Genomic DNA, 22,553 nt, shown 5'->3' on the forward strand with positions numbered 1-22,553 from the left:
ATCGGGCGGAGGGGTGGGTACGTCATGTCTGGGTCCGTCAGCCGGAGGGCTGTGCTCGGTGTCGGTGCCGGTCTCGCGGCGGTGCCGGTGCTGTCGGGGGTCGCGCGGGCGGGGGAGGACGGGGTGCGCCGCACGGACCCCGGCGCGTACATCTCGTTCAGGGGCGGCGCGTTCGCGCTGATCGGGGCACCGGTCGTCGTCAGCGCCGAGGACCACTCCGGAGTCGTACGAGTCGCCGCCGACCTGCGGGACGACATCGAACGCGTCACGGGTGTACGTCCGGCCGCCACCGTCGCCCGCGAGGTGATCCTCGTCGGCACGATCGGCCGCAGCCCGCTGATCGACGGCCTGATCCGCTCCGGCAAGCTGGACGTCACGGGTGTGGCGGGCCGCTGGGAGACCTCGCTCCAGACGGTCGTGGAGCGCCCGATGCCCGGCGTCGACCGGGCCTTCGTCGTCGCGGGCAGCGACCCGCGCGGCACGATCTTCGGGGCGTACGACGTCTCGTACGGCCTCGGGGTCTCACCCTGGTACTGGTGGGACGACGTGCCGCCGGTCCACCGGGACGCGGTGTACGTGCTGCCGGGACGGTTCAGCCAGGGCACCCCCGCCGTGAAGTACCGCGGGATCTTCATCAACGACGAGAACCCGGCGCTGGGCACCTGGGCGCCGAGGTTCTTCGGACCGGGGAAGGCGCCGGGCCATCCCGGAGGCTTCAACGCGGCCTTCTTCGAGCGGGTCTTCGAGGTGCTGCTGCGTCTGAAGGGCAACTATCTCTGGCCGGCCGTATGGGGCCGGGCGTTCGCCGAGGACGACCCGGAGAACCACGCGAGGGCGAAGGCGTACGGCATCGTCATGGGCACGTCCCACGAGGCGCCGATGATGCGGGGCATCAAGGAGTGGAACCGGCATGCCGTGCCCGCGGTGCGCGACAGCGCGGGGAACATCGTGACGCCGGGCCGGGACCCCTACGGGGGCACGGGGGAGTGGTCGTACCGCAGGAACGCGGCGGCCGTCCGGGCGTACTGGCGCGACGGCATCCGGCGGATGGCCGACGAGGACTTCGAGGGCGTCGTCACGCTCGGCATGCGTGGCAACGGCGACACGAGCCTGCCGGACGGTGACGGCATCGAGCTGATGCGGGAGATCATCGAGACGCAGCGCGGGATCATCGCGGAGGTGACCGGGAAGCCTGTAGGGGAAACCCCGCAGGTGTGGACCCTGTACAAGGAGGTCCAGCGGTACTGGGACCGGGGTTTACGGGTCCCCGACGATGTCACCGTCGTTCTGACCGACGACAACTGGGGCAACATCCGCAAGCACCCGGACCCGGCGGAGCCGGCGAGGAGCGGCGGCTACGGCCTGTACCACCACTTCGACTACGTGGGCGTCGGCCGCAACTACAAGTGGGTGGACACGGCCAACCTCCAGAACCTCTGGGACCAGCTGCACCAGGCCCAGGCGTACGGCAACCACGGCCTGTGGGTGACGAACGTCGGCGACCTGAAGGGAAACGAGCTCCCGACCGAGTTCTTCATGAACTACGCCTGGAATCCCTCCCGTTGGGACCTCGCGAACCTGGGGGAGTGGGAACGGCGGTACGCCCGCCAGAACTTCGGGGCCGAGCACGCGGCGGCGATCGCGGCGGTGCTCGCCGAGTACGGGCAGCTGCAGGCCCGCCGCAAGCCGGAGTTGCTCAACCGCCGCATCACGCTCGACCCCGCGAAGGACCCGGCGAAGGACGAGTCGGCGATCGTGTACGACGACCAGGAGACCCCCTTCTTCTTCGCTCACCGGGAACTGGAGCGGGCGACGGAGGAGTGGCAGGGGCTGGCGAGGGAGGCGGAGCGGGTGCGCAGGCGTCTGCCCGCCCGGGTACAGGACGCGTGGTACGAGCTCGTGGGGTACGCGGTGGAGGCGACCGCCAACCTGTACGGCCTGCGCGAGGCCGAGTTCGAGAACCTCCTGTACGCGGCCCAGGGGCGCGCTGCGGCCAACGACCGCGCGGCGGAGGCGGAAGCCGGCCTGGAACGGGGCTTCGCGCTCGCCGACCGCTTCAACCACCAGGTGGCGGGCGGCAAGTGGGAGGGCTTCCAGACCCAGCCGCACATCGGCTACGGCGACGTGGAACGGTACGGGCCCAACGCCCCCTGGCAGCAGCCGGAGAAGGACCACGTGGCACTGCCGGATGTGCTGTTCCCGGCGGTGCGGCGGGTGGAGCTGCCGGTGGGCGGGGAGCTGGGGGTGGCGGTCGATGGCTCGGACGACTCGGGGGACTGGTGGCCGGGGGGTGCGGCCGGGGACGGATCCGGGGGTGCCGTACTGCCGGTGTTCAGTCCGTATCAGACGCGGCCCGACCAGTACGTCGAGGTGTTCAACCGGGGGCGTACGCCCTTCGAGTACCGGGTGGAGTCGTCGGTGCCGTGGCTGGTGGTGGACCGGCCGAGGGGGCGGGTCGAGCAGCAGGTGCGGCTGACGGTGTCGGTGGACTGGGCTCGGGCGCCGGACGGTCGTACGGACGCCTCGCTGACGGTGTCGGGGGAGGGGGCGTCGGTGACCGTCGCGTGCGTCGCGGAGAAGCCGACGCGGAGGGAGCGGCGGGGGCTGCGGGGGTTTGTGGAGGCGGGGGGCTATGTGGCGATCGACGCCGACAACTGCTCGCGGATGGTGGGGAGTTGGCGGCGGCTGGACCGCATCGGGCGTACGGGCGCGGGGATGACACCGTGGCCGGTGACGGCTACGCGCCGGACGCCGGGTGGGGCTTCGGCGCGGTTGGAGTACGAGGTCAGCCTGCTGTCGGCGGGTGAGGTGACGGTGTGGGCGTATCTGTCGCCGCGCAACCCGACGCTTTCGACGGGCGGGCTGCGCTACGCGGTCTCGTTCGACGAGGCCGAGCCGCAGCAGGTGGACATCCACGCGGTCACGGGTGCGGACGACGGCTTGATGAACAAGCAGTGGGCCCGCCATACGTCCGACAACGTGAACGTGACGGCGACCAGGCACACGGTGGCTGCGGCGGGCGTCCACCGGCTGAAGTTCTGGGTGGTCGACCCGACGGTGGTGGTCCAGCGGCTGGTGATCGACACGGGCGGGCTGACACCGACGTATCTGGGGCCGCTGGAGAGTCACCGCATCCGCTGAGCACGTGCAGGCAACACACCAAGTGAGGGGACCGTACATGAACGTCTTCCGCATGCCCGTTTCCGCGGCGGTACTGGGCGCGATGCTGGTGATCGCCGGCGCGGGTGCGCAGTCGGCGTCGGCGCACCCGGACCCCGTCCCGCTGAGGACACTGGCGGCCGGTACCGGCGTACGCATCGGCGCCGCCGTGGACATGGCGGCGCTGGCCGACGACACCACGTATCGCAGGACCACGGCCCGGGAGTTCAACTCGGTGACCGCCGAGAACGTCATGAAGTGGGAGTCGGTGGAGCCGAGCCGGGGGACGTACGACTGGCGGCAGGCGGACGAGCTGGTCCGCTTCGCACGGGCACACGGGCAGGCGGTACGGGGGCACACGCTGGTGTGGCACAACCAGTTGCCGGGGTGGCTGACGGCGGGGGTGGCGGACGGCTCGATCGGGGCGGAGGAGCTGCGGGGGATACTCCGGGACCACATCACCGCGGAGGTGAAGCGGTACAAGGGCAGGATCTACGAGTGGGACGTGGTGAACGAGGTCTTCGAGGAGGACGGTTCGCTGCGCGACTCGATCTGGCTGCGTGAACTGGGCCCGTCGTACATCGAGGACGCCTTCCGCTGGGCCCACGCGGCGGACCCTGGGGCCAAGCTGTTCCTGAACGACTACAACGTCGAGGGCGTCAACGCGAAGTCGACGGCCTACTACGACCTGGCGAAGCGGCTGCGGGCCGAAGGGGTCCCGGTACAGGGCTTCGGCATCCAGGGGCACCTGGCCATTCAGTACGGCTTCCCGGGGCAGGTCGCCGAGAACCTCGCCCGCTTCGAGAAGCTGGGCATGCAGACTGCGTTCACCGAGGTCGACGTACGCATGATCCTGCCAGTCGACGATGTGAAACTGGCGGCGCAGGCGACGTACTTCCGGGGGCTGCTGGACGCGTGCGTGCAGGCGAGGCGGTGCACCTCGTTCACGGTGTGGGGGTTCAGCGACAAGTACTCGTGGGTGCCGGGGGTCTTCGGCGGGCAGGGGGCGGCGACGCTGATGGACGAGGGGTTCGCGCGCAAGCCGGCGTTCGCGGCGGTGGGGGAGGGGCTGCGGGAGGGGGACTGACGGGTTCGGACGGATACCGAGGACGGGGACTTGTACCTGCGCCCGCCAGGGTCAGAGGAAGTGCCCGCTGGCCAGGTAGGGAGCCGGGGCAGGCATGTCACGGACGGCGATGTAGCCCTCCTGCCCGATGTCGAGACGGGCGGCGAGGCCGACGTCGACCGCCCACTGGCTGGGCGTGGTGATGCAGTTGACGAGGGTGCGCCCCCGAGATGAGGCAAGTGCCTCCCACAGCAGGCGTTGCGCGGTCCCGGGGTGCGCGGCGGCCAACAGGGACGCTTGTCCCCGGTCGTCGGGCGCTCTCCCCGGGGGAGTCGCTGGCCTTCGGCGAGCTAGCGCCGGGAGCACCATGAGCGCCACGGCACTCAACTGGTTCAAGAGCAGCCACAGCGACAGCAGCAACCCCAGTGACTGTGACGAGACAGCCACCGCCCCCGGTGCCGTCCACATCCGCGACTCCAAAGCCACCCAGGGCCCCCGCCTCACCCTCGCCCCCACCGCCTGGGCCGAGTTCATCTCGTACGCGTCCGCCAGTTGATCACACCGGTGTAGCCTTTCCGCTCCCTTGGGAATCCCCTGGGACATCGGAGAGGTGTGCATGAACACGGGTATACGTGGCCGAAGACGTACCGCCGCCGTGATCGCGACAGCCGGAGCCCTCGCGCTCTCGGTGCTCAACGCCCCGGCCGCGCAGGCGAAGGACACGGGCATCGTTCTGACGGACATTGTCATCAACAACGGGAAGCCGGTGGTGGTCGGCACGGCACGGGTGGTGGAACCGCCCGTCACGTTCAATATCGCTCTGCCTCCGGGGTACGACACAGACCACCCGTTCCGCTATGCCGCGCACCCCTTCCTGTACCGGGGAAGCATTACGGCGTCGGCCAACACCGGAGAGGACTACATAGGACCGGGCAGCTACACCTGCTACGAGCTCAGCCTCAAGAGGGCCCGTTGCGAGGGCACGCTGTACATCGACCCCCACCCGGCGCAGGAGCAGGTCGATTCCAACAGCGATGCCACCAAGTGGAAGATCGGCGTGTCCCTCCGTCTGTTCCCGCCCGGCGATGGCCCCGTCACCGCCCAGGAGTATGAGACAAGGCCCGGAACCGTCTCCCTGAGGCGTGCCGCGAAGCTCTCCGTCGCCGACGCCACACCGGAGCCGGTCACCAAGGGCAAGAAGATCACCGTCGCGGGCAAGCTCACCCGGGCGAACTGGACCACCCACAAGAACGGCCCCTACGCCAACAGCACGGTCAGCCTCCAGTTCCGCGCCAAGAACGCCACCACCTTCAAGACGCTCAAGAAGGTCACCACCAACAGCGCGGGCGCCCTCCGCACCACGGTCACGGCCTCCACCGACGGGTTCTTCCGGTGGGTGTACTACGGCAACACCACGACCGGCACCGCGACCAGCGGCCAGGACTACATCGACGTGCGCTGATCGTCGTACGAAGTCGGCAGGGCCATGGCGGGAGCGTCCGGTCAGTGCGTGAGCCGTGCTCCCAGCAGTGGCAGCAACCGCTCCCGCAGGAGTCGCCGGGCCGGGTCCCAGGACGCCCACAGGAGCTTGTGGCGGGTGCCGTCCGTCATGACCACCTCCAGTCCGGAGGTGGTCACCCCGCCGTGCAGGCGCGCTGCGCCCATCCCCGCGAACGGGATCAGCTTGTTCGTGGGATGGGCGGCCAGGACGGTCTCCGCGTCGTGGGTGACGAGCCGGTACGGGTCCCGTGGGGTCGGACCGGAGCCGCCGGACTTCACCAGCGTCGTCAGCAGACCGCTGCGGATGCGCACCAGGCCCTCGGGGAGCAGCCACAGCTCGCCGTGGATCCAGTCCAGCCAGCCGGTTGTACAGGTGTTGGTCAGCAGGCGGGCCTGCACCAGGCGTAGGCGGGAGGCGCGGGCCACCGATTCCGTCAGCAGCGCGCTCCACGCGTCGAGGGACGAGACCCGGTGACTTTCTCCGACGGGCTCGGCCGCCGAGAGGAAGAAGACACGTGCCCGGTTGGCTCCGTGCAGCTCCACGGTGAGCTGGACCTGCCAAGCCGGGGACTCGATCCGTACGGCCAGGGCGTCTGCATCCCCTGCCCACAGGACGTCCGGGACTCGCAGGCCCTCCGCTCGCCAGACCCGTATGTGCGATTCCAGGCGGGCCGCCGCCGTGTTCAGGTCCATGTCATGCGCCACACCAGGGATCATGGCCGATGCCGCCGACCGGGGGACATGCCCCGCAAGGGTTTGACCTTCGTCACCCTGGGGGTATTCTCTCCCGCTCGATTGGCGGAGGCCCTGCCCCGTATGGCAGACTGTCCGAGTTGCTCGGTCGAGTTGTCGATGCTGCGCGCCTCCCGCCGGGAGGACCGAAAGCGAGTCCCACAGTACTCGTCGCCCAATCTGTCGTAAGGCAGCGCTGGGGCGGACGTACGGGAATCTTTCGGGAAGTGTCAGTGCGGCGCCGGCCAGGCATCCGGTGGGTTCGCGTCAGGAGAATCTGGCGCATTCGCCCCCGGCCCGCGGTTCCGGAAGGGCCGTGCTTCCCGTGCAGGGACGTCTCATATGGGACATCTGTGTCGGTGAGAGCGCGACACACCCGACCGCGTGGGTCGGACAAGCAGGGCGAAGAAGTAGACGGAACACCGGGTTCCAGAGCGTACGAAGAGACAGGACTACTGAGTAGCCATGGCGGGACAGAAGATCCGCATCCGGCTCAAGGCCTACGACCACGAGGTCATCGACTCCTCGGCGAAGAAGATCGTCGAGACGGTGACACGCACTGGTGCGTCGGTCGCGGGCCCGGTGCCGCTGCCCACTGAGAAGAACGTGTACTGCGTCATCAAGTCGCCGCACAAGTACAAGGACTCGCGCGAGCACTTCGAGATGCGCACGCACAAGCGCCTGATCGACATTCTCGACCCGACGCCCAAGACCGTTGACTCTCTGATGCGACTCGACCTCCCGGCCGGTGTCGACATCGAGATCAAGCTCTAGGGAACGGTGATCTGAGAATGGCTAAGCAGATCAAGGGCATCCTGGGCGAGAAGCTCGGCATGACGCAGGTGTGGGACGAGAACAACCGTGTTGTTCCCGTCACCGTCGTCAAGGCCGGTCCGAACGTCGTGACCCAGGTCCGTACGAATGACTCCGACGGCTACGAGTCGGTCCAGATCGCCTTCGGCGAGATCGACCCTCGCAAGGTGAACAAGCCCCTCAAGGGTCACTTCGCCAAGGCTGACGTCACCCCCCGCCGCCACCTCGTCGAGATCCGTACCGCTGACGCCAGCGAGTACACCCTCGGCCAGGAGATCACCGCCGAGACCTTCGAGGCCGGCGTCAAGGTGGATGTGACCGGCAACAGCAAGGGCAAGGGCTTCGCCGGTGTCATGAAGCGTCACAACTTCAAGGGACTCGGCGCCGGCCACGGTGTCCAGCGCAAGCACCGCTCCCCCGGCTCCATCGGTGGCTGTGCCACCCCCGGCCGTGTCTTCAAGGGCATGCGCATGGCGGGCCGCATGGGCAACGAGCGGGTCACCACCCAGAACCTGACCGTCCACGCCGTTGACGCGGAGAAGGGTCTGCTGCTCATCAAGGGCGCGATTCCTGGTCCGAACGGCGGCCTCGTCCTGGTCCGCACCGCGGCCAAGGGGGCCTGAGGTACCGATGAGCACTGTTGACATCCTTTCGCCCGCTGGCGAGAAGGCCGGAAGCGTCGAACTCCCCGCGGAGATCTTCGACGTAGAGAAGATCAGCATCCCGCTGCTTCACCAGGTCGTCGTCGCACAGCTGGCCGCTGCCCGTCAGGGCACGCACAAGACCAAGACCCGCGCCGAGGTCCGTGGTGGCGGTAGGAAGCCCTACCGTCAGAAGGGCACCGGCCGCGCCCGTCAGGGTTCGACCCGTGCGCCGCAGTTCGCCGGCGGTGGCGTCGTCCACGGCCCGCAGCCGCGTGACTACTCGCAGCGGACCCCCAAGAAGATGAAGGCCGCGGCCCTGCGCCACGCCCTCACCGACCGGGCCCGCAACGCTCGAATCCACGTCATCACCGGCGTGATCGAGGGCGACACCCCCTCCACCAAGGCCGCGAAGAGCTTCCTCGGCAAGGTCAGCGAGCGCAAGAACGTGCTCCTGGTCATCGAGCGCTCCGACGAGGCCGGGCTGCTTTCCGCCCGCAACCTGCCCCAGGTGCACATCCTGGAGCCGGGCCAGCTGAACACGTACGACGTTCTCGTCTCGGACGACGTGGTCTTCACCCAGGCCGCTTTCGAGTCCTTCGTGTCCGGCCCCAAGGCCACTGACACCGAAGGGAGCGAGGTCTGATGGCCATCCGTCACCCCGCCATTGCCTCCAAGGCGGCCAAGGCCGCCAAGGCCGCGCGCGTCGCCAAGGCGAAGCGGCACGAGGCCGAGGGCAAGAACACCGTCGTCACGCCGATCAGCAAGTCGTTCACGGACCACCGTGACGTCCTGCTGAAGCCGGTCGTGTCCGAGAAGAGCTACGCGCTCATCGACGAGAACAAGTACACGTTCATCGTCGCTCCCGGAAGCAACAAGACCCAGATCAAGCAGGCCGTCCAGGCGGTCTTCTCGGTCAAGGTCACCGGGGTCAACACGATCAACCGCATCGGCAAGCGCAAGCGCACCAAGAGCGGTTTCGGTAAGCGCGCTGACACCAAGCGCGCGATCGTGACCCTCGCCGAGGGCGACCGTATCGACATCTTCGGCGGTCCGTCCGCGTAAGCGGGTCGGATCGTCCGATATCGGACGAGGACTGAGAAATGGGAATCCGCAAGTACAAGCCGACTACGCCGGGCCGCCGTGGCTCCAGCGTCGCCGACTTCGTCGAGGTCACGCGGTCCACGCCGGAGAAGTCGCTGGTTCGCCCCCTGCACAGCAAGGGCGGCCGTAACAATTCCGGTCGTGTGACCGTTCGCCACCAGGGTGGCGGACACAAGCGCGCCTACCGAGTGATCGACTTCCGTCGTCACGACAAGGACGGCGTGCCGGCGAAGGTCGCGCACATCGAGTACGACCCCAACCGCACCGCGCGCATCGCGCTGCTGCACTACGCGGACGGCGAGAAGCGCTACATCCTCGCCCCCCGCAACCTGTCGCAGGGTGACCGCGTCGAGAACGGTCCCGGGGCCGACATCAAGCCGGGCAACAACCTGGCGCTGCGCAACATCCCGGTCGGTACCACGATCCACGCGATCGAGATCCGTCCCGGTGGCGGCGCCAAGTTCGCCCGCTCGGCCGGTGCCTCGGTGCAGCTGCTGGCGAAGGAGGGCACGATGGCCCACCTTCGTATGCCCTCCGGTGAGATCCGCCTGGTCGACCAGCGCTGCCGCGCCACGGTCGGCGAGGTCGGCAACGCCGAGCAGAGCAACATCAACTGGGGCAAGGCCGGCCGTAAGCGCTGGCTGGGCGTCCGTCCGACCGTTCGCGGTGTGGCGATGAACCCGGTTGACCACCCGCACGGTGGTGGTGAAGGCAAGACCTCCGGTGGTCGTCACCCGGTCTCGCCGTGGGGTCAGAAGGAGGGTCGTACTCGTTCGCCGAAGAAGGCTTCGAACAAGTACATCGTCCGCCGCCGCAAGACGAACAAGAAGCGCTAGGAGCGGGTTTAGATGCCGCGCAGTCTCAAGAAGGGGCCCTTCGTCGACGACCACCTCATCAAGAAGGTGGACGTACAGAACGAAGCCGGTTCCAAGAACGTCATCAAGACCTGGTCCCGTCGCTCGATGATCATCCCGGCCATGCTCGGCCACACGATCGCGGTGCACAACGGCAAGACCCACATTCCGGTGTTTGTCACCGAGTCGATGGTCGGCCACAAGCTCGGCGAGTTCTCGCCGACGCGCACCTTCCGGGGTCACGTCAAGGACGACCGGAAGTCGAAGCGCCGCTAACGCGGGGTGGAATCGACCATGACAGACACTGGAAGGACAACCATGGAAGCCAGGGCCCAGGCGCGGTACATCCGCGTCACGCCCATGAAGGCCCGCCGCGTGGTGGACCTTATCCGTGGCATGGACGCCACGGAGGCTCAGGCGGTCCTGCGTTTCGCCCCGCAGGCCGCGAGCGTGCCGGTTGGCAAGGTGCTGGACAGCGCCATTGCCAACGCCGCACACAACTACGACCACACCGACGCCGGCAGCCTCGTCATCACTGAGGCGTACGTCGACGAGGGTCCGACCCTGAAGCGGTTCCGTCCGCGTGCCCAGGGCCGCGCCTACCGGATCCGCAAGCGGACCAGCCACATCACCGTGGTCGTCAGCAGCAAGGAAGGAACCCGGTAATGGGCCAGAAGGTTAACCCGCATGGGTTCCGGCTCGGCATCACCACGGACTTCAAGTCCCGGTGGTACGCCGACAAGCTGTACAAGGACTACGTCGGTGAAGACGTCGCCATCCGTCGGATGATGACGTCCGGCATGGAGCGCGCCGGTATCTCGAAGGTCGAGATCGAGCGCACCCGTGACCGCGTCCGCGTCGACATCCACACCGCGCGTCCGGGCATCGTCATCGGCCGCCGTGGCGCCGAGGCCGACCGTATCCGCGGCGACCTGGAGAAGCTGACCAAGAAGCAGGTCCAGCTCAACATCCTCGAGGTCAAGAACCCCGAGCTCGATGCTCAGCTGGTCGCTCAGGCCGTCGCCGAGCAGCTGTCCTCCCGCGTCTCCTTCCGGCGTGCCATGCGTAAGAGCATGCAGTCGTCGATGAAGGCCGGCGCCAAGGGCATCAAGATCCAGTGCGGTGGCCGTCTCGGCGGCGCCGAGATGTCCCGCTCGGAGTTCTACCGCGAGGGCCGTGTGCCCCTGCACACCCTCCGCGCGAACGTCGACTACGGCTTCTTCGAGGCCAAGACGACCTTCGGCCGTATCGGTGTGAAGGTCTGGATCTACAAGGGCGACGTCAAGAACATCGCCGAGGTCCGCGCCGAGAACGCTGCTGCCCGTGCGGGTAACCGCCCGGCCCGTGGCGGTGCCGGTGGCGGCAGCGACCGTCCGGCCCGTGGTGGTGGCCGTGGTGGCGAGCGTGGCGGCCGCGGCCGCAAGCCGCAGCAGGCTCCCGCTGCCGAGGCCCCCAAGGCCGAGGCTCCGGCGGCTGCCGCTCCGGCTGCTGAAAGCACCGGAACGGAGGCCTGACCGAAATGCTGATCCCCCGTAGGGTCAAGCACCGCAAGCAGCACCACCCGAAGCGCCGTGGCATGTCCAAGGGCGGTACGACGGTCTCGTTCGGCGAGTACGGCATCCAGGCCGTCACGCCGGCGTACGTGACCAACCGCCAGATCGAGGCGGCCCGTATCGCGATGACCCGCCACATCAAGCGTGGCGGCAAGGTCTGGATCAACATCTACCCGGACCGCCCGCTCACCAAGAAGCCTGCCGAGACCCGCATGGGTTCCGGTAAGGGTTCCCCTGAGTGGTGGATCGCGAACGTGCACCCGGGCCGGGTCATGTTCGAACTGTCCTACCCCAACGAGAAGATCGCCCGTGAGGCCCTCACTCGCGCAGCCCACAAGCTGCCGATGAAGTGCCGGATCGTCAAGCGCGAGGCAGGTGAAGCGTGATGTCGGCCGGTACCAAGGCGTCCGAGCTGCGCGAACTGGGTGACGAGGAGCTTCTCAACAAGCTCCGCGAAGCCAAGGAAGAGCTGTTCAACCTCCGCTTCCAGGCGGCGACCGGTCAGCTCGAGAACCACGGTCGGCTCAAGGCCGTCCGAAAGGACATCGCGCGGATCTACACCCTGATGCGTGAGCGCGAGCTGGGCATCGAGACGGTGGAGAGCGCCTGATGAGCGAGAGCAACGTGACTGAGCAGAGCACCACTGAAGGCCGTGGCTTCCGCAAGACCCGTGAGGGTCTCGTCGTCAGCGACAAGATGGACAAGACCGTCGTCGTCGCCGTCGAGGACCGCGTGAAGCACGCGCTGTACGGCAAGGTCATCCGCCGTACCAACAAGCTCAAGGCCCACGACGAGCAGAACGCCGCAGGCGTCGGTGACCGTGTCCTCATCATGGAGACCCGGCCGCTGTCCGCCACGAAGCGGTGGCGCATCGTCGAGATCCTCGAGAAGGCCAAGTAAGTCCTCCTGCGGGCATCCTCGCAGGACAGTTCCGCCAGGCTCGGTGAGCTCCGTAGAACACTTGCGGAGCTCGCCGGGAACCGGCAGACAATCAGGAGATAGACGTGATCCAGCAGGAGTCGCGACTGCGTGTCGCCGACAACACTGGTGCGAAGGAAATCCTTTGCATCCGTGTCCTCGGTGGCTCCGGTCGCCGCTACGCGGGCATCGGCGACGTCATCGTCGCCACCGTCAAGGACGCGATCCCCGGTGGCAACGTGAAGAAGGGTGACGTCATCAAGGCCGTCATCGTTCGCACCGTCAAGGAGCGCCGCCGTCCCGACGGCTCGTACATCCGTTTCGACGAGAACGCCGCTGTTGTTCTGAAGAACGACGGCGACCCTCGTGGCACCCGTATCTTCGGCCCGGTCGGCCGGGAGCTGCGCGAGAAGAAGTTCATGAAGATCATCTCGCTCGCGCCGGAGGTGCTGTAAGCATGAAGATCAAGAAGGGCGACCTGGTTCAGGTCATCACCGGTAAGGACAAGGGCAAGCAGGGCAAGGTCATCGCGGCCTTCCCCCGTGAGGACCGCGTCCTGGTCGAGGGTGTCAACCGGGTCAAGAAGCACACCAAGGCCGGCCCGACCGCAAAGGGTTCGCAGGCCGGCGGCATCGTCACGACCGAGGCGCCCGTCCACGTCTCCAACGTCCAGCTGGTCGTTGAGAAGGACGGCAACAAGGTTGTCACGCGTGTCGGTTACCGCTTCGACGACGAGGGCAACAAGATCCGCGTTGCCAAGCGGACGGGTGAGGACATCTGATGACTACCACCACGACTCCGCGTCTCAAGACGAAGTACCGCGAGGACATCGCGGGCAAGCTGCGTGAGGAGTTCTCCTACGAGAACGTCATGCAGATCCCCGGCCTCGTCAAGATCGTGGTCAACATGGGTGTGGGCGACGCCGCCCGCGACTCCAAGCTGATCGAGGGCGCCATCCGCGACCTCACCACGATCACCGGTCAGAAGCCGGCCGTCACCAAGGCCCGCAAGTCCATCGCGCAGTTCAAGCTGCGTGAGGGTCAGCCGATCGGTGCCCACGTCACGCTTCGTGGCGACCGTATGTGGGAGTTCCTGGACCGCACCCTGTCGCTCGCGCTGCCGCGCATCCGCGACTTCCGTGGTCTGTCTCCCAAGCAGTTCGACGGCCGTGGCAACTACACCTTCGGTCTCACCGAGCAGGTCATGTTCCACGAGATCGACCAGGACAAGATCGACCGCGTCCGGGGTATGGACATCACCGTGGTGACCACGGCGACCAACGACGCCGAAGGCCGTGCCCTTCTCCGTCACCTCGGCTTCCCCTTCAAGGAGGCGTAAGCGAGATGGCGAAGAAGGCTCTGATTGCCAAGGCTGCTCGTAAGCCCAAGTTCGGAGTACGTGGCTACACGCGCTGCCAGCGCTGCGGCCGTCCGCACTCCGTGTACCGCAAGTTCGGCCTGTGCCGCGTGTGCCTTCGTGAGATGGCTCACCGTGGCGAGCTGCCGGGCGTGACCAAGAGCTCCTGGTAATCCTGCTTTTCAGGGATTCCCGAAGCTCTCGGTAAGCAATGGGCGTGTCAGGCGCCCACCCTTTCATGGCTTAGGCTTGGAGGGTTGGGCGCCTGATTGCCGCCCGTACGACTTACTACGCCGTAGGTCCCCCGCACCGCACCCGTCCCGCCACTGAGTGAGTGGGGAGAGGGATGGCGCATCCAGGAAACCCCGGCGAGAGAGGCCGAAGGCCAATTCATGACCATGACTGATCCGATCGCGGACATGCTGACTCGTCTGCGTAACGCGAACTCGGCGTACCACGACGATGTCGCGATGCCGCACAGCAAGATCAAGTCGCACATCGCGGAGATCCTCCAGCAGGAGGGCTTCATCACCGGCTGGAAGGTCGAGGACGCCGAAGTCGGCAAGAAGCTCGTCCTCGAGCTGAAGTTCGGCCCGAACCGTGAGCGCTCCATCGCGGGCATCAAGCGGATTTCGAAGCCGGGTCTGCGTGTGTACGCGAAGTCCACCTCCCTGCCCAAGGTGCTCGGTGGCCTCGGCGTGGCGATCATCTCCACGTCGCACGGTCTCCTCACCGACAAGCAGGCCGGCAAGAAGGGCGTAGGCGGAGAAGTCCTCGCCTACGTCTGGTAGAAGGGAACGGAGGAAACAGCTATGTCGCGTATTGGCAAGCTCCCCATCACGGTTCCCGCCGGCGTGGACGTCACCATCGACGGCCGTACGGTCCAGGTGAAGGGCCCCAAGGGTTCTCTCTCCCACACCGTCGCTGCGCCGATCGACATCGCCAAGGGTGAGGACGGCGTTCTCAACGTCACCCGCCCCAACGACGAGCGTCTGAACAAGGCCCTGCACGGCCTGTCCCGCACGCTGGTGGCGAACATGATCACCGGCGTGACCGCGGGTTACGTGAAGAAGCTCGAGATCAGCGGTGTCGGTTACCGCGTGGCGGCGAAGGGCACGAGCCTCGAGTTCGCGCTCGGCTACAGCCACCCGATCACCGTCGAAGCGCCCGAGGGCATCAGCTTCAAGGTCGAGAACCCGACGCGGTTCTCGGTCGAGGGCATCGACAAGCAGAAGGTCGGCGAGGTTGCGGCCAACATCCGCAAGCTGCGCAAGCCCGACCCGTACAAGGCCAAGGGTGTCAAGTACGAGGGCGAAGTCATCCGCCGCAAGGTCGGAAAGGCGGGTAAGTAAGCCATGGCATACGGTACGAAGATCGCTAAGGGCGACGCTTACAAGCGTGCTGCCATCAAGCGGCGTCACATCCGGATCCGTAAGAAGGTCAACGGAACGGGTGAGCGTCCCCGCCTGGTGGTAACCCGCTCGAACCGCCACATCGTGGCCCAGGTCATCGACGACATCAAGGGTCACACCCTGGCGTCGGCGTCGACCCTGGACGCCTCGATCCGCGGTAACGAGGGCGAAGACAAGTCGGCGCAGGCCGGCAAGGTCGGCGCACTCGTCGCCGAGCGCGCCAAGGCCGCCGGTGTCGAGACCGTCGTGTTCGACCGTGGTGGCAGCCGGTACGCCGGGCGTATCGCCGCCCTGGCCGACGCCGCCCGCGAAGCCGGGCTCAAGTTCTGAGCCGCCCGTCGCGCTCGCGACTTAACCGTCGCAGCGCAGCGTAGCTAGCGGAAAAAGAGAGAGGTAATCCAATGGCTGGACCCCAGCGCCGCGGAAGCGGTGCCGGTGGCGGCGAGCGGCGGGACCGGAAGGGCCGTGACGGCGGCGCTGCTGCCGCCGAGAAGACCGCGTACGTTGAGCGCGTTGTCGCGATCAACCGCGTCGCCAAGGTTGTGAAGGGTGGTCGTCGCTTCAGCTTCACTGCGCTCGTCGTAGTGGGCGATGGCGATGGCACCGTCGGTGTCGGTTACGGCAAGGCCAAGGAGGTGCCGGCCGCGATCGCCAAGGGTGTTGAAGAGGCCAAGAAGCACTTCTTCAAGGTCCCCCGTATCCAGGGCACCATCCCGCACCCGATCACGGGCGAGAAGGCCGCGGGCGTCGTCCTGCTCAAGCCTGCTTCCCCCGGTACCGGCGTTATCGCCGGTGGCCCGGTGCGTGCTGTCCTGGAGTGCGCCGGCGTTCACGACATCCTGTCGAAGTCGCTCGGCTCGTCCAACGCGATCAACATCGTGCACGCGACCGTGGCGGCCCTCAAGGGCCTGCAGCGTCCCGAGGAGATCGCGGCCCGCCGCGGTCTGCCCCTCGAGGACGTCGCCCCCGCGGCTCTGCTTCGTGCACGTGCGGGAGCGGGTGCGTAATGGCTCGCCTCAAGGTCACGCAGACGAAGTCGTACATCGGCAGCAAGCAGAACCACCGTGACACCCTGCGGTCCCTTGGTCTCAAGGGAATCAACACCGTGGTCGTCAAGGAGGACCGCCCCGAGTTCCGCGGAATGGTTCACACCGTCCGCCACCTCGTGACGGTTGAGGAGGTCGACTGATCATGGCGGAGAACAACCCGCTCAAGATCCACAACCTCCGTCCCGCCCCGGGCGCCAAGACCGCCAAGACCCGTGTGGGTCGTGGTGAGGCGTCGAAGGGTAAGACGGCTGGACGTGGTACCAAGGGCACGAAGGCCCGTTACCAGGTTCCGGAGCGCTTCGAGGGTGGCCAGATGCCCCTCCACATGCGTCTCCCGAAGCTCAAGGGCTTCAAGAACCCGTTCAAGACCGAGTACCAGGTCGTGAACCTCGACAAGCTGGGCGCGCTGTACCCGGAGGGTGGCGAGGTCACCGTCGAGGGTCTCGTCGCCAAGGGTGCCGTTCGCAAGAACAGCCTCGTCAAGGTCCTCGGCCAGGGCGAGATCTCCGTGGCGCTGCAGGTGACGGTCGACGCCGTCTCCGGCTCCGCCAAGGAGAAGATCACCGCCGCCGGCGGTACCGTCACCGAGCTCGTCTGAACACCACAGGCGTCTCGATGACTTGAGCGATCCCTGCCGGGGATACCCCACAAATGGGGTATCCCCGGTTGGTCGTTCCTAGGGAGGCATGGTCGCCGGTATGGTGGCCAGCAATGTCAATTTGAGTCCGGTGTGCTCACGAGGAACTCCGGACGCCTCTTGGCTGTTAGTTATCTGTCAACGTATCCGTCGAACCTCAAGACCGTCACCTCTGACGCAGTAGCGCGGGGGTCGCAGGAGGCACCGTGCTCACCGCGTTCGCCCGGGCGTTCAAGACGCCCGACCTGCGCAAGAAGCTGCTCTTCACGCTCGGCATCATCGGGATCTATCGGGTGGGCACACACATCCCGATCCCAGGTGTCGACTATCAGAACGTCCAGACGTGTATCGACGTGGCGAAGGGCAACCAGGGCCTGTTCGGTCTGGTCAACATGTTCAGCGGCGGCGCGCTGCTGCAGATCACGGTCTTCGCGCTCGGCATCATGCCGTACATCACGGCGAGCATCATTCTCCAGCTGCTGACCGTGGTGATCCCGCGTCTGGAAGCCCTCAAGAAGGAGGGCCAGGCCGGTACAGCGAAGATCACGCAGTACACGCGTTACCTGACGGTGGCGCTCGCCATCCTGCAGGGCACCGGTCTCGTCGCCACCGCCCGCAGCGGCGCGCTCTTCAGCGGCTGCCCGGTCGCCAGCGAGATCGTCCCGGACCAGTCGATCTTCGTGACCATCACCATGGTCGTCACCATGACCGCCGGCACCGCCGTCGTCATGTGGCTCGGTGAGCTCATCACCGACCGCGGCATCGGCAACGGCATGTCCATCCTGATGTTCATCTCGATCGCCGCCACCTTCCCGTCCGCGCTGTGGGCCATCAAGACCCAGGGCAGCCTGGCGGACGGCTGGATCGAGTTCGGCACGGTCATCGCCGTCGGCCTCGTCATGGTCGCGCTGGTGGTCTTCGTCGAGCAGGCTCAGCGCCGCATTCCCGTTCAGTACGCGAAGCGCATGATCGGCCGCCGGTCCTACGGCGGCACGTCGACGTACATTCCGCTCAAGGTCAACCAGGCCGGCATTATCCCTGTGATCTTTGCCTCGTCGCTGCTCTACATCCCCGCGCTGGTCGCGCAGTTCTCCGGCGGTACGTCCGGCTGGAAGACGTGGATCGAGCAGAACCTGACCAAGGGTGACCACCCGATTTACATCACCACGTACTTCTTGCTGATCGTTTTCTTCGCGTTCTTCTACGTCGCCATCTCCTTCAACCCCGAAGAAGTAGCCGACAACATGAAGAAGTATGGTGGCTTCATCCCGGGCATCCGGGCTGGCCGGCCCACCGCTGAGTACCTGAGCTACGTACTCAACCGGATCACCTGGCCGGGTTCGCTGTACCTGGGTCTGATCGCTCTCGTACCGACGATGGCGTTGGTTGGTTTCGGGGCAAACCAGAACTTCCCGTTCGGTGGGACCAGCATCCTCATCATCGTGGGTGTCGGTCTTGAGACCGTGAAGCAGATTGAGAGCCAGCTCCAGCAGCGCAATTACGAAGGGTTCCTCCGCTGATGCGAATCGTCCTCGTCGGGCCGCCTGGTGCCGGGAAGGGAACGCAGGCCGCGTTCCTCGCCAAGAACCTGTCGATCCCGCACATCTCCACGGGCGACCTCTTCCGGGCCAACATCAGCAAGCAGACGGAACTCGGAAAACTCGCCAAGTCCTACATGGACGCGGGCAACCTGGTGCCGGACGAGGTCACGATCGCCATGGCCAAGGACCGCATGGAGCAGTCCGACGCGGTGAACGGCTTCCTGCTGGACGGCTTCCCGAGGAACGTCTCGCAGGCCGAGGCGCTGGACGAGATGCTGAAGGCCGAGTCCATGAAGCTGGACGCGGTCCTCGACCTGGAGGTCCCCGAGGACGAGGTGGTCAAGCGCATCGCCGGCCGCCGCATCTGCCGTAACGACTCGGCGCATGTCTTCCACGTGACGTACCAGGCGCCGAAGGCCGAGGGCGTCTGTGACGTCTGCGGCGGCGAGCTGTACCAGCGGGACGACGACTCCGAGCAGACGGTCCGCAAGCGGCTGGAGGTCTACCACACCCAGACCGAGCCGATCATCGACTACTACAAGGCCCAGGGCCTCGTGGTGACGATCTCGGCGCTTGGCAAGGTGGAGGACGTCACCGGCAAGGCGATGGCCGCGCTGAAGGGTGATGGCGAGGGCCAGTAGTCCTTTCGTTCGTACGTCGGACAGCCGCGGTTTCCTGTCAGGGGACCGCGGCTGCTGCGTGGGGGCGGGTCCCCGTATCGTTGAGTTCATTCGTTCGCTCCCAGTCCAGCAGCCCAGTCCCCGCCCAGCCCAGTCCCTCCCAGTCCAGTCCAATCGGTCCAAGAAAGGCCGTCGTCCCCATGGTGCAGATCAAGACCCCCGAGCAGATCGCCAAGATGCGCGAGGCGGGGCTTGTCGTCGCCGCCATTCACGCGGCCACTCGTGAGGCTGCCGTGCCCGGCGCCAGCACGAAGGATCTGGACGAGGTCGCGCGGAAGGTGCTCGCCGAGCACAACGCGAAGCCGAACTTCCTTGGGTACGGCGGGTTCCCGGCCACGATCTGCACGTCCGTCAACGAGGTCGTCGTGCACGGCATCCCGTCCGACGAGGTCGTGCTGAAGGACGGGGACATCATCTCGATCGACTGCGGCGCGATCATCGACGGCTGGCACGGGGACGCGGCATACACGGCGTTCGTGGGGTCCGGGCACGCTCCGGAGCTGGTGGAGCTGTCACGGGTGACGGAGGAGTCGATGTGGGCGGGGATCGCCGCCATGAAGCAGGGGAACCGGCTTGTCGACATCTCCCGTGCGATTGAGACGTACATCCGGCGTCAGCCCAAGGCGGGTGGCGGGCGGTACGGGATCATCGAGGACTACGGCGGGCATGGCATCGGTACCGAGATGCACATGGACCCGCATCTGCTGAACTACGTCGAGCGCAAGCGGGGCAAGGGGCCGAAGCTGGTCCCCGGGTTCTGCCTCGCCATCGAGCCGATGGTGTCGCTGGGTACCCCGAAGACCGAGGTCCTCGCGGACGACTGGACGGTCATCACGACGGACGGGACCTGGTCGTCGCACTGGGAGCACTCCGTGGCGTTGACGGAGGCGGGGCCGCTGGTGCTTACGTCTCCCGACGGGGGGAAGGCGAAGTTGGCGGAGCACGGTGTGACTGCGGCGCCGGATCCGCTGGCGTAGGTTTTCTTCGCCCCCGCCGCCCCTACCCGTCCCATCCCCAGGGGCTCCGCCCCGTCGACCCCACCAGGGCGCGCTGCCCCCTGGGGCCGTCGCGGGGAGGCGTCCCGTGCGCTGCGCTTCCGGCTTCTCCGCCGGCCCTTGTGGGGAGGCGGAGTCCTGTGGGCTCCCCGGGCTCTGCCCCTGCCCCCGGGGCGGTTGTCGCGCCGCTCCTGTGCCTTGGTCGGGGCTTCCTCGGTGTTGCGGGCGGGGGCTGTGTTCCGCTGAGCCCTGTCCGCTCCGGTGGCGGGGCCCGCTCGGGGTCTGCTCCGGCGCCCCGGCGGGACTGCGCCCCATGTGCCCGGCTTCGGGGGTCCGGATACAGGTCCGGGGTTTGGCCTGGGTCCCCCGGGATCAGCTGTCTGCCTCTGTTCGCCCGTGTGGTCCCACCGGGCTTTGTCCGGTGTCCGGTGCTCGGGCGCCGGAGGTGCTGCGTGCCCCTTGCTGGTTAAGGATCACCCATGCGGGGCAGTCTTCCTCGATTCGTCTTTCCGGGTGCGCTGACGTAGACTTACTCGTCAGCTCTCGTGCACCCGCATGTCCGCATGCGCCCGTTGGGGAACGCATGGGAGTCGATCAAGGTAGTCGATTCGAAGGGCGAAGCGTGGCCAAGAAGCAAGGTGCCATCGAGATCGAGGGCACTGTCGTCGAGTCTCTTCCGAACGCGATGTTCAAGGTTGAGCTCCAGAACGGCCACCAGGTCCTGGCACACATCAGCGGCAAGATGCGTATGCACTACATCCGCATCCTCCCTGACGACCGGGTCGTGGTGGAGCTGTCTCCGTACGACCTGACTCGTGGCCGGATCGTCTACCGGTACAAGTGAGCTTGGGCGGGTCCCGTACTCGTCCCGGCGGCCGGGAGGGTCGTCGCCGGACAGGTCTCACCTGTCAAACTCTCCGGAGCGATCCAGGGGAGAGTCTTTCTGATCAGTCAGGAAGAGAACTCCAACGATACAAGTAGATCTTTACTCTCGCCCTCCGCGTGCACCTGGCGTGGGGGCACTGACCCGGAGAACCTCACCCCATGAAGGTCAAGCCGAGCGTCAAGAAGATCTGCGACAAGTGCAGGGTGATCCGCCGTCATGGTCGGGTCATGGTCATCTGCGAGAACCCGCGGCACAAGCAGCGCCAGGGCTGACGCACGACCCCCTTCTGCACCCCGCAGAAATTCGCGCGACGCGAGCAGTACATGTTCATACGCAGGGCCCAGGTCCGGAGTTCACGGACCTGATACCCCCGGTCGGAGGCCGGGGACCCAGTTCGTACCTCATACGGCGGCTGGGAAACGGCCTTGTGGAAGACCTCCGAACAACAACTGGAGCCATTGAATGGCACGCGTTTCCGGTGTTGACATCCCGCGCGAGAAGCGTGTGGAGGTCGCCCTCACCTATGTGTTCGGCATCGGCCGGACCCTTTCCCAGCTGACGCTGGCGGAGACGGGCATCGACCCGAACACCCGTGTTCGGGACCTCTCCGAGGAGCAGCTCGTCGCGATCCGCGAGTACGTGGACGCCAACATCAAGACCGAGGGTGACCTCCGTCGCGAGATCCAGGGCGACATTCGCCGCAAGATCGAGATCGGCTGCTACCAGGGTATTCGCCACCGCCGTGGCCTGCCCGTCCACGGCCAGCGCACCAGCACGAACGCCCGTACCCGCAAGGGCCCGCGTCGCGCGATCGCCGGCAAGAAGAAGCCCGGCAAGAAGTAGTCCACAGCGGACAACGCTTCATCAGCGGTCTTCGCTGTAGGACCGACCACCTCCCCGTAGGAGAATTAGATGCCCCCCAAGGGTCGTCAGGGCGCTGCCAAGAAGGTGCGCCGCAAGGAAAAGAAGAACGTCGCTCACGGGCACGCTCACATCAAGAGCACGTTCAACAACACGATCGTCTCGATCACGGACCCCTCGGGCAACGTGATCTCCTGGGCCTCCGCCGGCCACGTCGGCTTCAAGGGCTCGCGCAAGTCCACCCCCTTCGCCGCGCAGATGGCCGCCGAGTCGGCCGCCCGCCGCGCGCAGGAGCACGGCATGCGCAAGGTCGACGTCTTCGTCAAGGGCCCGGGTTCGGGTCGCGAGACGGCCATCCGTTCGCTTCAGGCGACCGGTCTTGAGGTCGGCTCCATCCAGGACGTCACCCCGACTCCGCACAACGGCTGCCGTCCGCCCAAGCGCCGTCGCGTCTGATCTTCTGATCTGATCTGCGGTCGTTTCGGGTTTCGGGCGGTATGGCTCTTCGGAGCCATACCGCCCGTACCCTTGTAGTACTAGTCGGGCATCAAATAGTGGGTGCCCATGACTGAAGGATCACAGCATGCTGATCGCTCAGCGTCCCTCGTTGACCGAAGAGGTCGTCGACGAGTTCCGCTCCCGGTTCGTCATCGAGCCGCTGGAGCCGGGCTTCGGCTACACCCTCGGCAACTCCCTCCGCCGGACCCTTCTGTCCTCGATCCCGGGTGCGGCTGTCACCAGCATCCGTGTCGACGGCGTTCTGCACGAGTTCACCACCGTGCCGGGCGTCAAGGAA

General features: G+C 66.6%; 34 protein-coding genes and 1 pseudogene. 33 read left to right on the plus strand and 2 right to left on the minus strand.

What is annotated here, in order from left to right; all coding sequences use genetic code 11:
- Positions 1–24: 24 nt before the first annotated feature.
- Positions 25–3,141 carry a glycosyl hydrolase 115 family protein gene (locus RB628_RS25340; RefSeq protein ID WP_318322827.1) on the plus strand — a complete coding sequence of 1,039 codons (3,117 nt, stop codon included), beginning with the start codon at positions 25–27 and terminating at the stop codon, positions 3,139–3,141.
- Positions 3,142–3,193: 52 nt separating this feature from the next.
- A complete protein-coding gene (locus RB628_RS25345) occupies positions 3,194–4,246 on the plus strand; it encodes an endo-1,4-beta-xylanase (RefSeq protein ID WP_318322828.1) in 1,053 nt (350 codons plus the stop codon).
- A 51-nt stretch (positions 4,247–4,297) separates the two neighbouring features.
- On the opposite strand, the gene RB628_RS25350 is transcribed toward RB628_RS25345, so the two are convergent.
- Positions 4,298–4,513: a hypothetical protein gene (locus RB628_RS25350; RefSeq protein ID WP_318322829.1), complete on the minus strand. Its 216-nt coding sequence runs from the start codon at positions 4,511–4,513 to the stop codon at positions 4,298–4,300.
- A gap of 79 nt (positions 4,514–4,592) precedes the next feature.
- Between RB628_RS25350 and RB628_RS25355 the strand changes: the two genes are divergently transcribed.
- A complete protein-coding gene (locus tag RB628_RS25355) occupies positions 4,593–4,781 on the plus strand; it encodes a DUF397 domain-containing protein (RefSeq protein ID WP_318322830.1) in 189 nt (62 codons plus the stop codon).
- Positions 4,782–4,841: 60 nt separating this feature from the next.
- A complete protein-coding gene (locus RB628_RS25360) occupies positions 4,842–5,687 on the plus strand; it encodes a hypothetical protein (RefSeq protein ID WP_318322831.1) in 846 nt (281 codons plus the stop codon).
- 41 nt (positions 5,688–5,728) lie between these two features.
- On the opposite strand, the gene RB628_RS25365 is transcribed toward RB628_RS25360, so the two are convergent.
- A complete protein-coding gene (locus RB628_RS25365) occupies positions 5,729–6,430 on the minus strand; it encodes a hypothetical protein (protein WP_318322832.1) in 702 nt (233 codons plus the stop codon).
- A gap of 492 nt (positions 6,431–6,922) precedes the next feature.
- Here RB628_RS25365 and rpsJ point away from each other — a divergent pair, with 492 nt between their 5' ends.
- The 29 genes and pseudogenes from rpsJ to RB628_RS25510 all read left to right on the plus strand — a co-directional run.
- Positions 6,923–7,231: a 30S ribosomal protein S10 gene (gene rpsJ / locus RB628_RS25370; protein WP_003948644.1), complete on the plus strand. Its 309-nt coding sequence runs from the start codon at positions 6,923–6,925 to the stop codon at positions 7,229–7,231.
- 17 nt (positions 7,232–7,248) lie between these two features.
- Entirely contained in the window at positions 7,249–7,893 is a 645-nt protein-coding gene (rplC, locus tag RB628_RS25375) for a 50S ribosomal protein L3 (RefSeq protein ID WP_318322833.1), read from the plus strand.
- A 7-nt stretch (positions 7,894–7,900) separates the two neighbouring features.
- Positions 7,901–8,557, plus strand: coding sequence for a 50S ribosomal protein L4 (gene rplD, locus RB628_RS25380; RefSeq protein ID WP_318322834.1), 657 nt, complete (start codon positions 7,901–7,903; stop codon positions 8,555–8,557).
- Positions 8,557–8,976 carry a 50S ribosomal protein L23 gene (gene rplW / locus RB628_RS25385; protein ID WP_235475508.1) on the plus strand — a complete coding sequence of 140 codons (420 nt, stop codon included), beginning with the start codon at positions 8,557–8,559 and terminating at the stop codon, positions 8,974–8,976. Before rplD ends, rplW begins: the two co-directional genes overlap by 1 nt.
- A gap of 38 nt (positions 8,977–9,014) precedes the next feature.
- Entirely contained in the window at positions 9,015–9,851 is an 837-nt protein-coding gene (gene rplB / locus RB628_RS25390; RefSeq protein ID WP_006376052.1) for a 50S ribosomal protein L2, read from the plus strand.
- Positions 9,852–9,863: 12 nt separating this feature from the next.
- Entirely contained in the window at positions 9,864–10,145 is a 282-nt protein-coding gene (gene rpsS, locus RB628_RS25395; RefSeq protein WP_006376029.1) for a 30S ribosomal protein S19, read from the plus strand.
- A 42-nt stretch (positions 10,146–10,187) separates the two neighbouring features.
- Positions 10,188–10,535 carry a 50S ribosomal protein L22 gene (gene rplV / locus RB628_RS25400; RefSeq protein ID WP_052859704.1) on the plus strand — a complete coding sequence of 116 codons (348 nt, stop codon included), beginning with the start codon at positions 10,188–10,190 and terminating at the stop codon, positions 10,533–10,535.
- Positions 10,535–11,383, plus strand: a complete 849-nt coding sequence (gene rpsC / locus RB628_RS25405) for a 30S ribosomal protein S3 (protein ID WP_006376010.1) — start codon at positions 10,535–10,537, stop codon at positions 11,381–11,383. Before rplV ends, rpsC begins: the two co-directional genes overlap by 1 nt.
- Before the next feature lie 5 nt (positions 11,384–11,388).
- Complete coding sequence (rplP, locus tag RB628_RS25410) at positions 11,389–11,808, plus strand: 50S ribosomal protein L16 (RefSeq protein WP_006376050.1); 420 nt, start codon at positions 11,389–11,391, stop codon at positions 11,806–11,808.
- A complete protein-coding gene (gene rpmC / locus RB628_RS25415; protein WP_005481220.1) occupies positions 11,808–12,032 on the plus strand; it encodes a 50S ribosomal protein L29 in 225 nt (74 codons plus the stop codon). The genes rplP and rpmC overlap by 1 nt, the downstream gene beginning before the upstream one ends.
- Positions 12,032–12,322: a 30S ribosomal protein S17 gene (rpsQ, locus tag RB628_RS25420; protein ID WP_318322835.1), complete on the plus strand. Its 291-nt coding sequence runs from the start codon at positions 12,032–12,034 to the stop codon at positions 12,320–12,322. The genes rpmC and rpsQ overlap by 1 nt, the downstream gene beginning before the upstream one ends.
- 104 nt (positions 12,323–12,426) lie before the next feature.
- Positions 12,427–12,795, plus strand: coding sequence for a 50S ribosomal protein L14 (rplN, locus tag RB628_RS25425; RefSeq protein WP_006376015.1), 369 nt, complete (start codon positions 12,427–12,429; stop codon positions 12,793–12,795).
- A 2-nt stretch (positions 12,796–12,797) separates the two neighbouring features.
- Positions 12,798–13,121 (plus strand): 50S ribosomal protein L24, encoded by a 324-nt coding sequence (gene rplX / locus RB628_RS25430; RefSeq protein WP_006376030.1) that lies wholly within the window; start codon positions 12,798–12,800, stop codon positions 13,119–13,121.
- Positions 13,121–13,678 carry a 50S ribosomal protein L5 gene (rplE, locus tag RB628_RS25435; RefSeq protein ID WP_318322836.1) on the plus strand — a complete coding sequence of 186 codons (558 nt, stop codon included), beginning with the start codon at positions 13,121–13,123 and terminating at the stop codon, positions 13,676–13,678. The genes rplX and rplE overlap by 1 nt, the downstream gene beginning before the upstream one ends.
- Positions 13,679–13,683: 5 nt before the next feature.
- Positions 13,684–13,869 (plus strand): type Z 30S ribosomal protein S14, encoded by a 186-nt coding sequence (locus RB628_RS25440; RefSeq protein ID WP_003948630.1) that lies wholly within the window; start codon positions 13,684–13,686, stop codon positions 13,867–13,869.
- Between the two features lie 219 nt (positions 13,870–14,088).
- On the plus strand, positions 14,089–14,487 hold the full coding sequence (rpsH, locus tag RB628_RS25445) for a 30S ribosomal protein S8 (RefSeq protein ID WP_055614920.1): 399 nt from the start codon (positions 14,089–14,091) through the stop codon (positions 14,485–14,487).
- Between the two features lie 21 nt (positions 14,488–14,508).
- The gene (gene rplF / locus RB628_RS25450; protein WP_318322837.1) at positions 14,509–15,048 is read left to right on the plus strand and encodes a 50S ribosomal protein L6; all 540 of its coding nucleotides are present in this window, start codon (positions 14,509–14,511) and stop codon (positions 15,046–15,048) included.
- Positions 15,049–15,051: 3 nt separating this feature from the next.
- A complete protein-coding gene (rplR, locus tag RB628_RS25455; RefSeq protein ID WP_318322838.1) occupies positions 15,052–15,438 on the plus strand; it encodes a 50S ribosomal protein L18 in 387 nt (128 codons plus the stop codon).
- Positions 15,439–15,509: 71 nt separating this feature from the next.
- Positions 15,510–16,115, plus strand: a complete 606-nt coding sequence (gene rpsE / locus RB628_RS25460; protein ID WP_006376045.1) for a 30S ribosomal protein S5 — start codon at positions 15,510–15,512, stop codon at positions 16,113–16,115.
- Positions 16,115–16,297 carry a 50S ribosomal protein L30 gene (gene rpmD / locus RB628_RS25465; RefSeq protein WP_006376032.1) on the plus strand — a complete coding sequence of 61 codons (183 nt, stop codon included), beginning with the start codon at positions 16,115–16,117 and terminating at the stop codon, positions 16,295–16,297. Before rpsE ends, rpmD begins: the two co-directional genes overlap by 1 nt.
- 2 nt (positions 16,298–16,299) lie before the next feature.
- Complete coding sequence (rplO, locus tag RB628_RS25470; RefSeq protein ID WP_030671797.1) at positions 16,300–16,755, plus strand: 50S ribosomal protein L15; 456 nt, start codon at positions 16,300–16,302, stop codon at positions 16,753–16,755.
- A 245-nt stretch (positions 16,756–17,000) separates the two neighbouring features.
- Positions 17,001–18,314: a preprotein translocase subunit SecY gene (secY, locus tag RB628_RS25475; protein ID WP_318322839.1), complete on the plus strand. Its 1,314-nt coding sequence runs from the start codon at positions 17,001–17,003 to the stop codon at positions 18,312–18,314.
- Positions 18,314–18,976, plus strand: a complete 663-nt coding sequence (locus RB628_RS25480; protein ID WP_318322840.1) for an adenylate kinase — start codon at positions 18,314–18,316, stop codon at positions 18,974–18,976. The genes secY and RB628_RS25480 overlap by 1 nt, the downstream gene beginning before the upstream one ends.
- A gap of 179 nt (positions 18,977–19,155) precedes the next feature.
- A complete protein-coding gene (map, locus tag RB628_RS25485) occupies positions 19,156–19,992 on the plus strand; it encodes a type I methionyl aminopeptidase (RefSeq protein WP_318322841.1) in 837 nt (278 codons plus the stop codon).
- A gap of 640 nt (positions 19,993–20,632) precedes the next feature.
- On the plus strand, positions 20,633–20,854 hold the full coding sequence (gene infA / locus RB628_RS25490) for a translation initiation factor IF-1 (protein ID WP_003948620.1): 222 nt from the start codon (positions 20,633–20,635) through the stop codon (positions 20,852–20,854).
- Between the two features lie 200 nt (positions 20,855–21,054).
- Positions 21,055–21,168 carry a 50S ribosomal protein L36 gene (gene rpmJ / locus RB628_RS25495; RefSeq protein ID WP_003998809.1) on the plus strand — a complete coding sequence of 38 codons (114 nt, stop codon included), beginning with the start codon at positions 21,055–21,057 and terminating at the stop codon, positions 21,166–21,168.
- Positions 21,169–21,358: 190 nt separating this feature from the next.
- Positions 21,359–21,739, plus strand: a complete 381-nt coding sequence (rpsM, locus tag RB628_RS25500; protein WP_006376031.1) for a 30S ribosomal protein S13 — start codon at positions 21,359–21,361, stop codon at positions 21,737–21,739.
- Between the two features lie 69 nt (positions 21,740–21,808).
- Positions 21,809–22,213 (plus strand): 30S ribosomal protein S11, encoded by a 405-nt coding sequence (rpsK, locus tag RB628_RS25505; protein ID WP_003956432.1) that lies wholly within the window; start codon positions 21,809–21,811, stop codon positions 22,211–22,213.
- A 127-nt stretch (positions 22,214–22,340) separates the two neighbouring features.
- Positions 22,341–22,553, plus strand: a pseudogene (locus RB628_RS25510) (DNA-directed RNA polymerase subunit alpha); the annotation flags it as partial.

Source organism: Streptomyces sp. ADMS, assembly GCF_033441795.1.
GTDB lineage: Bacteria > Actinomycetota > Actinomycetes > Streptomycetales > Streptomycetaceae > Streptomyces.